This is a genomic window from Henriciella sp., from assembly GCF_049649345.1.
Taxonomy (GTDB): domain Bacteria; phylum Pseudomonadota; class Alphaproteobacteria; order Caulobacterales; family Hyphomonadaceae; genus Henriciella.
Genome location: NZ_JBARZC010000272.1, coordinates 1 through 16,393, shown reverse-complemented (window position 1 = coordinate 16,393; position 16,393 = coordinate 1). Strand labels below are relative to the sequence as shown.

General features: G+C 60.3%; 11 protein-coding genes. 5 read left to right on the top strand and 6 right to left on the bottom strand.

Annotation, left to right across the window (positions count from 1 at the left end):
• From WA989_RS07225 to WA989_RS07200, 6 genes are all read right to left on the bottom strand, one after another.
• A partial coding sequence (locus tag WA989_RS07225) for a tryptophan halogenase family protein (protein WP_424339831.1) occupies positions 1-1,096 on the bottom strand: 1,096 nt, incomplete at its 3' end.
• 7 nt (positions 1,097-1,103) lie between these two features.
• Positions 1,104-2,153, bottom strand: a complete 1,050-nt coding sequence (locus tag WA989_RS07220) for a cupin-like domain-containing protein (RefSeq protein ID WP_424339830.1) — start codon at positions 2,151-2,153, stop codon at positions 1,104-1,106.
• Positions 2,150-2,890 (bottom strand): SapC family protein, encoded by a 741-nt coding sequence (locus WA989_RS07215; RefSeq protein ID WP_424339829.1) that lies wholly within the window; start codon positions 2,888-2,890, stop codon positions 2,150-2,152. Before WA989_RS07215 ends, WA989_RS07220 begins: the two co-directional genes overlap by 4 nt.
• Positions 2,891-3,067: 177 nt before the next feature.
• Positions 3,068-6,082: a TonB-dependent receptor gene (locus WA989_RS07210; RefSeq protein ID WP_424339828.1), complete on the bottom strand. Its 3,015-nt coding sequence runs from the start codon at positions 6,080-6,082 to the stop codon at positions 3,068-3,070.
• A gap of 346 nt (positions 6,083-6,428) precedes the next feature.
• Entirely contained in the window at positions 6,429-7,445 is a 1,017-nt protein-coding gene (locus WA989_RS07205) for an SMP-30/gluconolactonase/LRE family protein (RefSeq protein ID WP_424339827.1), read from the bottom strand.
• Positions 7,442-9,613, bottom strand: coding sequence for a glycoside hydrolase family 3 N-terminal domain-containing protein (locus WA989_RS07200; RefSeq protein ID WP_424339826.1), 2,172 nt, complete (start codon positions 9,611-9,613; stop codon positions 7,442-7,444). Before WA989_RS07200 ends, WA989_RS07205 begins: the two co-directional genes overlap by 4 nt.
• A gap of 368 nt (positions 9,614-9,981) precedes the next feature.
• Between WA989_RS07200 and WA989_RS07195 the strand changes: the two genes are divergently transcribed.
• The 5 genes from WA989_RS07195 to WA989_RS07175 form a co-directional block, all read left to right on the top strand.
• Positions 9,982-11,226: a Gfo/Idh/MocA family protein gene (locus WA989_RS07195; RefSeq protein WP_424339825.1), complete on the top strand. Its 1,245-nt coding sequence runs from the start codon at positions 9,982-9,984 to the stop codon at positions 11,224-11,226.
• Positions 11,227-11,271: 45 nt separating this feature from the next.
• Positions 11,272-12,639: a gluconate:H+ symporter gene (locus WA989_RS07190; protein ID WP_424339824.1), complete on the top strand. Its 1,368-nt coding sequence runs from the start codon at positions 11,272-11,274 to the stop codon at positions 12,637-12,639.
• Positions 12,640-12,704: 65 nt separating this feature from the next.
• Positions 12,705-13,865, top strand: a complete 1,161-nt coding sequence (locus WA989_RS07185) for a fumarylacetoacetate hydrolase family protein (RefSeq protein ID WP_424339823.1) — start codon at positions 12,705-12,707, stop codon at positions 13,863-13,865.
• Positions 13,866-15,641 carry an IlvD/Edd family dehydratase gene (locus WA989_RS07180; RefSeq protein ID WP_424339822.1) on the top strand — a complete coding sequence of 592 codons (1,776 nt, stop codon included), beginning with the start codon at positions 13,866-13,868 and terminating at the stop codon, positions 15,639-15,641.
• A 24-nt stretch (positions 15,642-15,665) separates the two neighbouring features.
• A partial coding sequence (locus WA989_RS07175) for an aldehyde dehydrogenase family protein (RefSeq protein ID WP_424339821.1) occupies positions 15,666-16,393 on the top strand: 728 nt, incomplete at its 3' end.

Below are 16,393 nucleotides of genomic sequence, written 5' to 3'. Positions count from 1 at the left end.
CTGTCACGCCGTGATAAGGGAAGAGCGCAACGAGATCGGCGACACCGCGCTGGATGAGATGGATGCTGGTCGATTCAAGCGGCTCCAGAAAACCGCCCGACAGGCCGAGCGCGACGCAGTTCTTGTTCCAGGCCCGCTTGCGTCGGCCGGTCTGGAAGCGGATAAGCCGCGGCTCGGTCAGAAGGTCGCCATCAATAGCGCCGCGAAGCTTCTTCTCGGCCTCGTCCGGGGCAAGCTGGTTGCTGTCAAAAACGATTCCATTGCCGACACGGTGCTGCAGCGGGATGCGCCAGCGCCAGCCATGCTCATGCGCGATGGCGCGGGTGTAGGGGATAGGGGGCCCTGTCGGCTCCGATTGCGCGGCGACCGCAGCATTCATCGGCAGCCAGTGGCTCCAGTCGTCAAACCCTGTCTTCAAAGTCTGTTCGATCAACAGGCCCCGAAAGCCGGTGCAGTCGATGAACAGGTCTCCGTCAATCCGCTCGCCAGACTGTAGTTTCAACGCTTCGATGAAACCGGTCTCGGCCGATTGTTCGACATGTTCGATCAGCCCCTCGACCCGGCGCACGCCCTTTCTTTCGCTGAAAGCGCGCAGGAATTTCGCATAGGCCGTCGCATCGAGATGATAGGCAAAATTGAGTACGGACTTTTCGGTGGAGGTGTAGAACTTCCCTGCACGCGCGGCCTTCAGCTCGAGGCAATAGTCGTCGAGCGATCCGCCATAGCCGCGCTCCTTTGCGTGGAGCCACAAATGATGGAATGGCGCGACGATGGTCGCCCGCCCCAGCGTGCCGAAGGAGTGGATGTACCGGTGTCCGGGCCGCAGCCAGTCCTCGAACTCTATGCCCAGCTTGAAGGTCGCGCCGGTGGCTTTCATGAAGTCGGCTTCGCGAATGCCGAGATGGGTATGGAAGGTCCGCTGCGTCGGAATAGTGGCCTCGCCGACACCGACGGTACCGATCGTGTCGGACTCGACCAGAGTTATATCCAGCGCCGGGCCGAGATGGTGGGAAAGCGCGGCAGCCGCGACCCATCCGGCCGTGCCGCCCCCTGCGATCACGACGCGTCTTACCAGATTTGTCTGTGTTTCACTCATGAGCGCCTCACCGGTTCAGCTTGCGCAGCAATTCAGCCCGCAGGCGACGCGCCATCATTTCATTCATCTCGCCGAGCGGACCGCGTGCCTCAGACGGCAAATGGGCGCCGGCCTGCTCAGCCTCTCCGAAGACATAATAATCGAACATCTCACGCCAGGCGGCTTTCTCGGCGGCAGGACGGTCGCGCAGGCTCAAAAGACCGTGAAGCAGCGTGTTCATCGGCGTGTCGGCATGCGCAGGCACAGCGTTCCACCAATAGTTCAGCAACAGATTGAACGGCGCTTTCGCCTCGACCTGATGCCACCAGAGCGCCGGATAGATCAGGAGATCGCCCGGTTCGAGATCTGCGACCTGCGCGGTTTCGGCCGCCGCCGCAAATTTCGGATGCGCCTCGAGATCGGGATCGTGAATATCGACCATGCTGATGACCTGCCCACCAGGCGTCGGCGCGAGAGGTCCGGGGTAGAGATTGTGAACCTGGTCTGGGGGGAAAAGAATGAACCGCCGCCGGCCCACGAGGCAGACGGCGATATTGTTCGACATGTCGTAATGCGCGCGCGCTGTCGTCTTTCCGCCAAGCCAGAGGGACACGACGGGCTTGTCTTTCGCAAATGGCGCGAGAGGCGCCAGCTTAATCCCGTTCTCCGCCTCGAATCCCGGAAAGAACAGCAGCTGGTCTGTCGACTGCACATAGAGCCCGCGCGGGTCGGCCTCATTGAAGGTCTGCTTTACAGCCGCGAAAAAATCGTCGAGCGATACCTGCGATCTCTCAAAGTTCATGGCCGTGGCTGTCTCGTCGTAAAAAGGCTGACCGCCATGCTCGGGCGCAAGCGAATAGAGGATCAGCGGCCGCCCGCTATAGAACCCACCGAGATAGTCCATCGCCTCTTCAGGCGACCTCAATCCCGCCCTGACGATCGGCCAGTCGGCCCCCACGCCGCGCACGATGAAAGGCTGATTGGCGCTGATCAGCTCGTCAAAAGGTATTTCGCCCGTGGCCGAAACATTGACGACTTCGGCCCGTCTGGCATTTTCGAGAAAGTCGCCACTGCTCAAGCCGAACTCCCACCCGATTGCGCCGCGACCTTTCTCGCCTTCATCTCGATCAGACGGCCAATATTGTTGAGCGATGCGACCATCATGTGGGCGGCATAGAGGTGTCCGGACCGATTGAGCTGATGCAAGGCGTCTGCGTCCAGCTCATTCAGGCGGTCAATGCTGATCGCGGAGAAGCCCGGTATCTTGAAACTCATGCCTTCGCTGAACTCGCCCTCAATATTGACCGGCTCGATGAGGTCCAGCCGCTCCATTGCGTCGAAGAATGACTTTCGAATTTGCAGCCCTGCATGCAGACGCCGCAATATGCCGGCGATGCGTTCCAGATAGGGCGAGTTGCCACCATGCTTCAGGAAAAGGGGCGCCCCGGTTTCATTGCCCACGGCAGGATGGTCGAGATCGATATTGATCATGGGGTCGCCGCCCGCCGCATCAGCCTGCCGGTCCATGCCGATCGTGAAAGGCCCGCGCTCCATCACGGCTGGCATGTATCTCGACGTCCATCGGTTGCCTTCAAGGAACAGGTTTTCGCCGCTGTCAAAACCGAGCAAAGCAATCGCCTGCCAGGCCCCGGCCTGATCCTTCTTCACAAGGATTGGAAACTCGCGCTGCAGCTCCAGGAACTCGGTCGGCACGACGACTGCCTGGTTGACGCCGTCCCCGAGGGCTTCCCCCCGCGCCGTGCTGACCTTGAGATCGGCGTGGTCGACATTGTTCAGAAGGACGGTATTCGTCACGCTTAGCTCCATTCCTTGGCGTCCACCGCTTTGGAGAACACTCAAATTTCACTTGCAGGCGCAAGCCCTGACATTCGACGCAATTGTCATATGATTCAATAGCTGAAAGGCCGCCGGGGGAGGAACCGGCGGCCTTCCTTTTTTTCGCCAACGGCCGGGTTGCCGAAAGCGACTTCTCTAGAATCTGTAGCGCGCTGACAGAATGTAACGCGGTGACAGTTCGTAGGCGTAATACACCTGCTCAGGCACACGGTGGTAAGTCCGCTGATCCTCACCAGTGAGGTTGATCGCCTCGAAAGCGACGGCAATCTGATCATTGATGTCGTAGCTGACATTGAGATCCCACTGGCCGTAGTCCTCGACATACACACCGGAGCGGTCACCCGTCTGGTTCGTCGCGGACAGGAATGTGTCACGCCAGTTGTAAGCCAGACGCGCCGAGAAGCCATAGTTCTCGTAGATACCCGTGATGTTGTAGGTATCCGACAGTCCGGTGAGCGCGAACTGATCCACCGCTGGGCTTGCCCCTGGATCTAGCTCCACATCGCCATTGACCATGGTGTAGCTGCCGGCAACGCCGAAGCCTGTGTCACCAAAGAAGTGCTGACCGGCAAGTTCGAGACCGTCGATGTTGCCTTCACGGTTGTTGATCGGCTGGCCGACAGCAAAGACCAGCAGCGGATCGTTAGCATCTCCGACGACATCGTACTGGGTGAGAATGGCGTCGACATAGCTCTGTGGAAGCGCATTCGGATCCGCACCATCGGTTCCGAGGCGTGACTGGAACTCACTCCGCGCAGCAGCGACATTACCGCCATTGGCATCGATCAGAGCCACAAGCGTGAACAGGTTCGCTTCCGACTCGTCGACACCGAGATCAGCGATGATATCGAGAGCATCACCCGAGCGCGATCCTGCGGCACCTGATGTGGGGTCGCGCAGGTCAAACAGGCTGCGGTCAACAACACCGTTACCGATGAAGTTCTTCACACGCTTGTCGAAGTAGCCAATCGAAACGTAGCTCGACTCGTCGAAATACCATTCAAGCGAGATATCGAAGTTGTCCGATTCGAGCGGCAAGAGGCTTGGGTTCTGGGATGAGCCCGTCACCTGGCCGCCTAGAGCCGTTGGCCTGTTCGGCGCATTTGCTGTTGTGGATGCGAACAAGTTAGCGAATGCCACACGACCAATCGTCTTGGAGAAGGATGCACGTGCAACGATGTCATCCGTCAGGTCAATCTGAAGATCGAGGTTCGGAAGCAGGTAGTCGTAACTTGCCGAGCCGCTGACAGACTGACGATCGGGGCCGTTTCGAACGAGGAAGTCGTTGTCAGACCCCCACACGATGACCTCTGGGACCGTCTGGAGCGTGTCGGACGTCACCTCGGTTTCTTCATACCGAACGCCAGCATTCATGCGGGCGGGGCGGGCAAAGAACTCACCTTCCATCTGGAATTGCGCATAAAGCGACGTGATTTCCTCGTTCACCGTATCGTTTGAACCGCCATAGTTGACGGAATTCCCCGAATAGGCGTCGGCGAAAATCGGGAAGAGCTGCGTCGGGTTAGAGCGGAATGCGACATCCGCCTGGCCAACCGGCAGGTCGTCGAACGTACACTCAAGACAGTAGGTCGTGACGAGACCGGGTGCGAACTGCTCAACATCGCCGGGATTACCAATGCCCCAGGATCCGAGATCCTGCTGGGTCGTGGAGACGGCGCGGCTGAATGTGCTGTCGCGATAGTTGCCGCCGACGATGAGGCGGGAATTGTCCATCTCCCATTCGAAGCGAAGATCGATTTCATCAATGCTGTTCTTCGCGTTCGCCGTGCTGGAACGCTGCACCTGCGTCCCAAGATCGCCCGCATCGAGAATGCCGTTGTCGTTACCTCTCACAGAGTCATCAATGGTGTAAGTCTGAACCGGGTAGCCGGACCGGTAATCGACCGAGTGGCTCAGGATAACTGGCGCACCGAATGTGACAAAGGTAGCGCTATGGCCAAGTGCGTTGTTACCGCGTGACTTGGAGATCGAGCTATGAGCGTCGAGAATAAAGGACATATTCTCGTTGAGTTCCCAGTCGGCATTGAAACCGAGCGAGTTCAAAGTATCGCGGGTTGCGCGATCGGTCTGTTCGAAGCCGATATCCTTCGAGCCGTCATTGTTCTCCTGCATGTAAGCAGCAGAGGCGACCGGACCGTTATTGTTGAAGATGATCTCATCGAACGGTGTTGCGAACCAGTTGGTCTGTTCGAAACGAAGCTCTTCGGAATCATTTTGGGCGAAGGTGTAATCACCGGTCAGAGTGACATTGTCCATCGGCCGGAATTGAAGAACCAGCTGACCATTGATCCGCTCGCGCGAGATTTCCGAGAGGTCATAGCGGCTATCTTGCGGAATCGCGTACAGCTGCCCTTCCTTCGGCGAATTTGTGATTTGCGTGCTGCCATCACCGCGAACATAGCCGCTATCCTCAAACGCACCGTCGACCGCCGGGTCAAACACCAGCCAGTCATTGATTTGCTGAGTAGGAGCGGCAGAATCGCGTTTCGCATAGGACCCAAAGAGGCTGACACCCATGCGGTTCTGAGAATCCGTCCAGCTTGCGATGCCAGAAAGCTCAGGCGTGATATCATCTCCGTTGATGACGCTGTCATCCATGACACCTTTGACCTGGCCCGATCCAACAAAGCCTGCCTCGGAATTATCGAGTGGCCGCGCGGTCTTGATATTGACTGTCGCGCCGATACCCCCTGTCGGAAGCGTCGCCTGGCCGGTCTTGTAGACTTCGAGCGTGCTCACGCCTTCGGATGCAAGGTTCGAGAAGTCGAAGGCGCGGTCACCGCCAGCGCCAAAGTTGCCGCGCTGACCGATAAGCCGCGTTTCCGCCGTCGGCATTGTGCGGCCGTTCAGCGTGACGAGGTTGAAGTCCGGGCCGAAACCACGAACGGTAATCTCGGAGCCTTCACCATTGGTCCGGCTGATCGACACACCGGTAATGCGCTGAAGCGATTCAGCGAGGTTCGTGTCCGGGAATTTACCGATGTCTTCTGCGGAGATCGCATCGACGACACCGTCTGCGTTCCGCTTGATGTCCATCGCTTCTTCGAGCGCGGACCGGATGCCTGTTACGACGACGACATCCTGCCGGGCCTCTGCCTCGGCATCTGCGTCCTGAGCATGAGCTGGCATCGCAGCTGCGATTGATACGGCAGATACCCCGCCCAATAGTGTACGCCATGCAATTGCGCCTGAACGACGGGCATAGCTCCGCTGGTTTGTTGAATTCACTTTTGCCTCCCTTGGCCGCCCTCTTTTTGATAGAGAACGATTTCCTGAATAATGATGCGCTATTATGTTAGCGCTATCGTTCCCTAGCAGAGCATTGTTTCGTTGGGCTGACAATCCCCTTTTCAAATTTTTAGATAGCGCTAACTTAAATCCCTGATTTCTTGCAGAAAGTTCGGTAAGCTTCGACGAGGCGCCCGAGCTCATATCCAAATAGCCACCTCCCGCGTTCGCAGAATTAGAGGCGAATCTATAGACCGTGAGTCTGTGTCGGCAGCTCGTACAGGACATTGGACGACGTAATGAATAGGCGCGACCCGTCGCCTCCAAAAGCGCAGTTGGCTGTCGCTTTCGGCATCCTTATCCGCCCGAGCACTTTGCCGTCCGGCGCGATAATGAAAATGCCTCCAGGCCCTGTCAGGTATATCCGCCCGGCAGCATCAACAGCCATTCCGTCAGGCAGGCCCGGACTGCCGTCTTTCGCAAACGGCGCTGCGTCGAAAAGAATGTGGTCGGCGGCGATCGCTCCGTCTGAACCGAGCGTGATTTCCCGTAGAATCGGTTGATCGGGATCTGACTGGCTTACGTAAAGCCGAGTTTGATCCGGCGACAGCGCCACCCCGTTCGGAAACGTCATGTCGTCCAGCAACAGTTCGACCTCACCGCCAGGCCGGAGCCTGTAGACGCCATTGAATGGCAGCGCCTTCATCGGCGACTCGTTCATGCCTTCGAGCCCATAGGGCGGATCGGTAAAATAGATCGTGCCGTCAGACGCCTGGATCACATCATTCGGACTATTAAAGGGCTTTCCGGCGTAAGTGTCAGCAACACTTGTCCGCTCGCGCGTCTCGATATTCAGCTTTTCAACCCGCCGGAGACCGTGATTGCAGATGAGGAGAGACCCGTCATTCGCATAGAGAAGGCCATTCGAGCCTGGCTCCCTGAACCCTTCAGTCTTTTCTGCGCCGGACGGCGACAGGAACAACTCCTTGCCGCCTGCCTCGCTCCACATCCACGCCTTGTTCTGCGGGACATCAGAGAAATAGAGCCGCGAGCGCACCGGATCCCAGGCCGGCCCTTCACTCCAGGTGAATCCATCGGCGCGCCTGATCAACTGTGCGCCCGGATCGATCACGTCCGTCACGCTGTCGTCGAAGACGTCGAGAATGCCGCTCTCGTCTGCGTCAGAGGCGAGCTTCCCTGCGCCCTGACAGGCCGCAGCGACCCCTGCGAGTCCAATGATAAACTGCCTTCTTTGCATCTTCATTGCACCGATACCTCTGTTTCAATCGCAGCCGCAGGAACGCGTGTCTCTGCCGCTTCCGTGACCTCGACGGTCACCTGGCCGGACGTACTGTCCGACGACGGCCCGATCATGAAATCGAGACGGCCCGCCTCGATCAGCCAGCTTCCATCATCGTCATATGTCGCCGATTGAGCCGGCGAGAGCGTGAATGTGACCGTCACCGACTGACCGGCCGGAATGGCGACGCGCTTGAACCCGCGCAGCTCTTTCTTCGGACGGGACGTTCGCGACACCGGATCGCGCATATAGAGCTGAACAACGTCCTCGCCGTCGCGGTCACTCGTATTGGTAATGTCGACAGAAATGCTGAACGCCTCCTGCGGCCCGACGGCACTTTTGCTCAGCTGCGGTTGGCCATAGGAAAATGTCGAATAGGTCAGCCCATGCCCGAACGCGAATTGCGGCGTGATAGGCAGATCCATGTAACGATTTGAATCGACTGACAGATCAGGATTGGCCGGACGTCCGCTCGGCGTTTCGGAATACGTCAAAGGCAGTTGCCCTGTCGCGCGTGGGAAATCGACTGGCAACCGGCCGGCAGGTGCGCGGGCGCCGTAGACGACATCTGCGACGGCTGGTCCGGCTTCGACGCCGAGCATCCAGGTCAACAGGATGGTGTCGGCCGTCTCTGCTATGTCCGGAATGGCCATGGCTCGTCCTGTGACCAGCAGCACGACAGCGTCAGGTCTTGCGGCCAGCACCGCATCTGCCAGCGCCTTCTGACCGGCCGGCAGTTCGACCGATGACCGGCTGCGTGCTTCGCCTGACAGGTCATAATCCTCGCCGATGACCAGAATGACGTTTCCGGCTGTCTCCGCCGCCTGAACAGCAGCATCGACCGCATCTTCATCGGCTGTCTGGATATTCCCGCCCGGCTCATAGCTGACAGTCACCCCGTCCGGTGCCGCGTCAGTCAGCCCATCGAGGATGGAGATTACATCGCCCGCCTCGCCGCGCGCGCGCCATGAGCCAAGCTGGGTCAAATGGTCATCGGCGAGCGTGCCTATAACCAGGATGTCGCCAGCCGGATCGCTCAGCGGAAGCGTCTGGCTTTCATTCTTCAGGAGGACCATGCTGCGGGCTGCAATGTCCCGCGCGGCCGCCCGGTTCTCTTCCGTCAGCAGGCTCGCCTCTTCACGGCCCGCATCATGATAGGCGAACGGTTGGTCGAACAGACCGAGCCGTTCCTTGACGGAGAGGATGTGCCCGACGGCGCGATCGAGATCAGCGGTCAGTGCAGGGTTACCGTCCAGTATGGCTTTGAGATCTGTCTCGAAAACGCCGCTTGTCATGTCCATGTCAACACCGGCCTGGAGCGCCAGCACAGCGGCCTCTCCACGGGTTTCGGCGACGCCGTGATTGAGCAGTTCGGCAATGGCATTCCAGTCAGACACGACGAGACCATCAAAATCCCACTGATCGCGCAGGATGCCATCGACGAGCGCCTCGGTCCCCGTCACCGGCTGACCGCCAATATCATTGAAAGCCGTCATGAAGGAGCCGACACCGGCCTCTTCGGCGGCATAGAAGGAAGGCAGGTACACCTCGTGCAGCGTGCGCTCTGATAAGTCGGCAGAGCCGTAATCGCGCCCGCCTGTCGCAGCGCCATACGCCCCTAGATGTTTCGCCGTCGCGAGCATGGTGTGAGGCTCGCCAAGCGATGCGCCCTGATATCCACGTACCTGCGCGGCGGCCATGACACTGGAGAGATAAGGATCAGACCCTGCCCCCTCGACGATACGCCCCCAGCGCGCGTCGCGTGCGATGTCGACCATCGGGGCAAAGGTCCAGTGCAGCCCCGCCGATGTTGCTTCATCCGCCGAAATTCGCGCGGCCTCTTCCCAGGCCGAAGGATCGAACGAACTGGCAATTGCGATGGGAACGGGGAAAATTGTCCGGTAGCCATGGACCACATCCATCGCGAAGAGAAGCGGGATGCCGTGCTCGCTCTCCTCGACGGCGACGCGCTGCAGCTCGCCTAATGCCTCGGCACCTGCCACATGCAGATACGAGCCGACCTTGCCGGCCCGCACCCGGTCAAGCTCGGCGTCTGTGAGCCTGGAATTCAGGGATTTGCTGCGCCCGCCAGCCGCCTGAACGAGTTGGCCAAGCTTCTGATCAACGCTCATCACATCGAGGAGCTGCTCGACCCGGGGACTGAACTGCGCTGTCTGCTCTGCTGCAGGTGCTGTCGGCGCGGGAGCGGCTATTTCCGCTGCCGGAGCCACAGCGCAGGCTGTCGCCGCAAGTCCTGCAATGGCGGCCGCGCCAGCCCACCGGCGTGCCCTTCGCGGCACCTGAACTTGATCAATAAATCGTGCCCGGTTTTGCCCCTTGGCCATGCATTCCTCCCGTCGTCTGGCGTGCTCGCCATTATTTTTTGTTAGCGTTCCCACTTCCAAAATTGTAAGGCCCTGTCAAACTGACTTTCGAATTCCGGAACAAGAAGTGGGGCATACCTGCCAGTCCGGTGAAACAAAATGGGAGGATAATCACCGTGACCAATTTCCAAGCAAATCGTAGGGGCGCCCTGGCTTTTCTGGCTGGCGCCAGCGCGCTGCCGCTGGTCGGCGCCTGCGCAAATGCGCAGGCCGCAGAGGACGGGTCTTCACCGTCCGGGAGTGCACCGGCACCGGAGGCGGTCGGACAACCGATGCCGGGAAATGTGGAACTTCCGGATACGCCGCCAGAGAAACCATCCGGCGATTCTGTCGGATACGCTGTCGTCGGGCTTGGCGGCGACGCGCTCAATCCGCTGATGCCTTCCATATCCGGGGCACGCAGGTCGCATATTGCGGCGCTTGTATCAGGCAATCGAGGCAAGTGCGAAACGGTGGCCAAGGCCTACGGCGTGCCTGCGGACGCCTGCTACAGCTATGACAATTTCGATGAGATTGCATCAGACGATCGCATTGATGCGGTCTATATCGTGCTGCCCAGCGGTCTCCACGCTGAATATGTCGAGCGCGCCTTCGCCGCCGGAAAGCATGTCCTTTGCGAAAAGCCGATGGCGCTCAGCAGCACTGAATGCGAGCGGATGATCGCGGCCTCCAAGGCGGCGAACCGCAAACTGATGATCGCGTATCGATGCCATTTCGAGCCCCACAATCTGAAAGCCATGGAGCTGATGCGCGACAAGGCGGTGGGCGATATCCGGCTGATCCGCGCAAACCAGCAATACCGGATGGGGCCGACAACACCGAAAAAGAATTGGCGCGTCGACCGGTCGCTTGCCGGCTATGGCCCGCTTGAGGACTATGGCATCTATGGGCTGCAATCTGCGCTCTACCTGTCAGGTGAAATGCCCGCCACCATTGCCGCGCGCATGGTCCAGCCCACAGGCGATTCGCGTTTCGCCGAAATCGCCTCATCGGTCAGCACCCTGATCAAATTCCCGTCCGGCGCCATGGCGGAACTCTACACGTCTTACGACACAAGGTCTGCCAATCGCGGAGTCGTTTACGGCACAAGCGGCGTCCTCGAAATGGACCCGGCAACAGGCTATGGCGGCCATCAGTACACGCTGCGAACCGATGGGGTGCAGCAGATCGAAGCCGGCGATCCCTCCGTCCAGTTCGCAGCCCAGTTCGACCATCTTGCAGATGCCATCCGCGACGGAGCGGATATCCGCACGCCCGGGGAAATGGGGCTACGGGATGTCCGGCTGATGGAAGCGATCTTCAAGTCCGCGCTGACCGACAGCGTTATCCACATCAATCCTGACGGCACCATACGGTCCTGATCGACGGCGTTTCCGTCTTCTCCAGAACAGTCAGGATATTATCTGATGGACAGCAGTCTTACCGGCCTGATCATTGTCGTCGGCGGCATCGCAGCCCTTCTGGCAATGATCATTCTTGCCCGCATTCCCGCCTTCATCGCGCTTCTATTGACGTCGATCGGCGTCGCCCTCGCGGCCGGTATGCCGCCGGACACGATCATGGGCTCGATCCGCGATGGCATGGGCGGCACGCTCGGCTTCGTCGCCGTTGTGGTTGGTCTCGGCGCCATGATGGGCGCCATCCTCGAGCACTCGGGCGGCATCCAGTCATTGTCTCGTGCTGCACTGTCGGCGGCAGGGCCCAAAGGCGCGCAATGGGCGCTTGCTGCCGTCGGTGTCGCCGTCTCCATTCCCGTCTTTTTCGATGTGGCTTTTATCATTCTTGCCCCAATGTTGTTTGGTCTTGCCCGCCGGTCAGGCCGCCCGGTTCTCTGGTTCGCCATCCCCGCGCTCGCAGGCATGGCGATGGCGCATACTTTCCTGCCTCCCACACCCGGGCCGATTGCTGTCGCGGACCTGATTGGCGCGAATTTGGGTCTGGTCTTCCTGATCGGGCTTGCAACCGGCCTTCCAGCTGTGCTGATCGGCGGCATCCTGTTCGCGCCCGCTGCAGCGAGACTTGCCGGTCCGGTTCTGGCCGCCGGTCCGGCATCGCTGCCCGAAGCCCTGGAAGACGACGCATCGGATGCCGATGAGGGACAGGCACCGCCGGCCATGGCCGTGCTGCTGATCATTCTCGCACCCCTCGCGCTCATCGTCCTTGGCGCCTTTGCGGGGATGTTGCCCGTTCCGGCCGAGGTGGAGACGGTTTTCCGATTTGTCGGACATCCATTTTCTGCCCTCCTGATCGCGTGCGCGATTGCCTATGTCGTGCTGGGGCTGAGCCGGTCTTTCGAGGCCGAAGCCCTCAACCGGGTCATGGTGAAATCGCTGGAGCCTGCCGGGGTAATCGTGCTGATCACCGGCGCGGGCGGCGCTTTCAAACAGGTGCTGGTCGACTCTGAGCTCGGCAACCAGATCGCCGAATTGATGGTATCGGCCAACCTTGCCCCGATCGCCATGGCATTCGGAATCGCAGCTATCCTGCGCGTCGCACAAGGCTCAGCCACTGTCGCCATGATTACCAGCGGCACGCTCGTCTCGGCCATGATCGACACGGCAAATGCCTCGCCGGTCGGCCTGGCACTGATTGTGTCTGCCATTGCGTCGGGTGCCATCGTCGCGAGCCATGTGAACGATTCCGGCTTCTGGCTGGTCAGCCGCTATCTTGGCCTGACCGAAGCACAGACCCTCAAGACGTGGACGATCATGACGACGATCATTGGGGTGTCGGGTTTCATCATCGCATGCCTGATTGCGCTGGTCGTGACGTAATTGCCGGCTATCTTTGCGGCCTCTGTTTTTTGATGTTAACGCTATCTCCCAGGAATTATCAGCCCATGGACCTGCCCCTCATTTCAGACCAGATTTTACCTCAGGATCCCGGCGCACTCCTGATCGGCCGGGTCTGGTTCAATGAGGTAGGCGGCCCCTGCCCTGTCCTGATCAGCAATGGCCGCGTGATCAATCTGATATCTGTCGCGCCGACTGTTTCGGCGCTGCTGGAATCTCCCTTGCCGGAACGCGCCGAGCTCTCCGAGTTACCAGACCTCGGCCCTCTTGATGATTTCCTGCTTCCGGAAGAGGATGAGCGCAGCCGCGGCCGCCTGCTCGCGCCATGCGACCTTCAGGCGATCAAGGCTGCAGGCGTGACCTTTGCCACCAGCCTTCTCGAACGTGTCGTTGAAGAACGCGCCGGCGGCGACCCGGCCCGCGCTGAAGAGCTGCGCAGCGAACTCTCCTCCACAATCGCCGCCGATTTCTCCTCGATCAAACCTGGATCTGCTGAAGCCGACGCACTTCGCACACGTCTCAAGGCGGACGGGCTATGGTCGCAATATCTTGAAGTGGGCTTTGGCGAATATGCCGAGATCTTCACCAAGGCGCAGCCCATGTCTGCGGTCGGCTGCGGGGCCGAGATAGGCATCCTGTCAGCCTCCGACTGGAACAATCCAGAGCCAGAAGTTGCGCTTGCTGTGACCTCAAAGGGCAAGATCGTCGGTGCAACGCTCGCCAATGATGTGAACCTTCGCGACATGGAGGGCCGGTCTGCCCTGCTGCTCGGCAAAGCGAAGGATAACAACGCCTCCTGCGCGATCGGACCGTTCATTCGCCTCTTCGGCGGCAATTTCAGTCTGGCCAACGTTGCCAGCGCGGAAATCAGCCTGGAAGTCCTTGGCCGGGACGGCTTTCATCTGAAAGGCGCAAGTGACATGTCAAAGATTTCCCGCACGCCCGAAGACCTCGTCTCGCAGGCGATAGGCGCGCACCATCAGTATCCGGACGGGCTGCTGCTGCTTCTCGGCACGATGTTCGCGACCGTCGAGGACCGGCGCGCACCCGGTCAGGGCTTTACCCATGAGGCTGGCGATTGCGTCAGGATTTCGACGCCGTCGCTTGGCACGCTGACAAACTGGACGACCGCGTCCGAGACCGCCGAACCGTGGACATTCGGGGCCGGCGCGCTCATGTCGAATCTCGCCAAGCGTGGAGTGCTGTAGATGTCTGCATCGAAGAAACGGGATTTCCGGCTACGCTCGCAGGACTGGTTCGACAATCTCGACCATGCCGACATGGCCGCGCTTTATCTGGAACGTTTCACCAATTACGGTCTGACGCTGGAAGAATTGCGTGAGGGACGGCCGATTATCGGCATCTCGCAATCCGGTTCGGACCTTGCCCCCTGCAACCGCATCCATGTCGAGCTCGCGCGCCGGGTAAAGGACGGCATCCGCGATGCGGGCGGCATCCCCCTCGAATTCCCCATGCACCCGATCTTCGAGAATTGCCGCCGGCCGACCGCCGCGCTCGATCGCAATCTCGCCTATCTTGGTCTTGTCGAAATCCTGCACGGCTACCCGCTCGACGGCGTCGTGCTGACCACGGGCTGCGACAAGACCACCCCGGCCGCCCTCATGGCCGCCGCGACGACAAACCTGCCAGCGATCATTCTCTCGGGCGGGCCAATGCTGGATGGATGGTCGGACGGCGAGCGCGTCGGTTCCGGCACCGTGCTCTGGCGCGTGCGAAAGGAATACGCCGCCGGCAAGATCACCCGCGAAACCCTGATCGAACGCGTCGCCGCCTCCACGCCATCAGCAGGTCACTGCAACCCGATGGGCACGGCGCTGACCATGAATTCGCTGGCAGAAGCCCTCGGCATGTCCCTCACAGGATCATCAACCATTCCAGCGCCCTACAAGGAGCGTCCGCAAGCCGCTTACCTGACGGGCAAGCGCGCCGTTGAACTGGTCGGAGAGCAGCTCAAGCCCCTCGACGTGATGACGCGCGACGCCTTCCTCAATGCCATCCGCGTCAACGCCGCCATTGGCGGATCGCCCAATGCCTATCCTCACCTTATGGCCATTGCGCGCCATGCGGGGGCTGAGCTTACCGCCGCCGACTGGAACGCGCATGGTCATCACATTCCGCTGCTCGCAAACGTCCAGCCCGCCGGCGAATATCTCGGCGAACACTTCCACCGCGCGGGCGGAATTCCCGCCGTCATGAGAGAACTGGGGAGTGCCGGAGAGCTCGACAGTGACGTGATGACTGTGACCGGAAAGCCCCTCGGCGAGAATCTCGAAGATCGCCGCCCCGCTGACCGGGAAGTCATCTTCGCCTACAACACGCCACTCCGCCGAAATGGCGGCTTCAAAGTGTTGACCGGAAACTTGTTCGACAGCGCCATCATGAAGACCAGTGCCATCTCCGACGCGTTTCGCAAACGCTACCTTTCGGAGGCCGACATCTTCGAGGCACGTGCCGTGGTCTTTGACGGCTCAGAGGACTATCGCAAGCGGATCAACGACCCGGCTCTGAACATAGACGACACCTGCATCCTCGTGATGCGCGGCGCGGGGCCGATCGCCTGGCCCGGCTCTGCCGAAGTCGTCAACATGCAACCGCCTGACCAGCTGATAAAAGACGGCGTCGACAGCCTGCCAACGCTTGGTGATGGCCGCCAGTCGGGCACATCGGGAAGCCCATCCATCCTGAATGCCAGCCCGGAAGCGGCAGAAGGCGGCGGCCTCGCCTGGCTGAAGGATGGCGACATCATCCGCATCGACCTCAACACCGGTCGCTGCGACGCCCTCGTCAGCGAGGAAGAGATCTACCGGCGCAAGCAGGATCTCACCTATGCCGTCCGCGACAGCGAGACGCCATGGCAGGGCATTTATCGAACCTCCGTCACCCAGCTCGGCGACGGTGCCATTATCGAGGGGGCGGACACATTTCGCGATGTCACGTCGCGACTGCCGCGCCACAATCACTGAACCAACGGATCCGAAAGGATAGACATGACAGACCAATTGACCGGAGAGCATCTCATCGCAGGCGCGTGGCACGCATCCGCCCATACATTCAAATCCACCGGTCTCGATGACGAGACGATCGAGGTATCAAGCGGTGGCGCCGACGAAGTCGACCGCGCCGCCAAGGCCGCTGACGAGGCCTACCGGACCTATGGCTGGACGTCCCGCGAAGAACGGGCCGGCTTTCTGAAAAAGATTGCGGACTGCATCGAGGCGCGCGGCGAAGCCATCACCAGGGCCGGCATGGCCGAAACAGGCCTGCCCGAAGGCCGTCTCAATGGCGAGCGCGGCCGCACGACAGGTCAGCTCCGCCTCTTCGCCGAGCATATCCGCAAGGGCGAGTATCTCGACCGACGACATGCCGAAGCCATGCCCGACCGCCAGCCCGCGCCGCGTCCGGACCTGCGGCTCCTGCAACGCCCCATTGGCCCGGTCGCGGTCTTCGGCGCATCGAACTTCCCCCTCGCCTTCTCAACGGCAGGCGGAGATACAGCGGCGGCCCTTGCTGCCGGTTGCCCGGTTGTGGTGAAGGCGCACCCAGCCCATCCGCGCACCGGTGAGCTCGTCGCACGCGCTATAGCCGAAGCCATTGAAACCTGCGGCATGCCGGCAGGAACGTTCGGCTTCATTCAGGGCGAGACCCATGAGCTCGGCCAGGCCATGGTCGATCACCCGCTGATCAAGGCAGCCGCCTTTACCGGGTCTCTCGGGGC

Excerpts from the sequence above, each read along its gene's own strand:
- WA989_RS07210 (WP_424339828.1), bottom strand. The coding sequence starts at position 6,082 with ATGCCAGCTCATGCTCAGGACGCAGATGCCGAGGCAGAGGCCCGGCAG.
- WA989_RS07185 (WP_424339823.1), top strand. The coding sequence starts at position 12,705 with ATGGACCTGCCCCTCATTTCAGACCAGATTTTACCTCAGGATCCCGGC.
- WA989_RS07180 (WP_424339822.1), top strand. The coding sequence starts at position 13,866 with ATGTCTGCATCGAAGAAACGGGATTTCCGGCTACGCTCGCAGGACTGG.
- WA989_RS07200 (WP_424339826.1), bottom strand. The coding sequence starts at position 9,613 with ATGAGCGTTGATCAGAAGCTTGGCCAACTCGTTCAGGCGGCTGGCGGG.
- WA989_RS07190 (WP_424339824.1), top strand. The coding sequence starts at position 11,272 with ATGGACAGCAGTCTTACCGGCCTGATCATTGTCGTCGGCGGCATCGCA.
- WA989_RS07205 (WP_424339827.1), bottom strand. The coding sequence starts at position 7,445 with ATGAAGATGCAAAGAAGGCAGTTTATCATTGGACTCGCAGGGGTCGCT.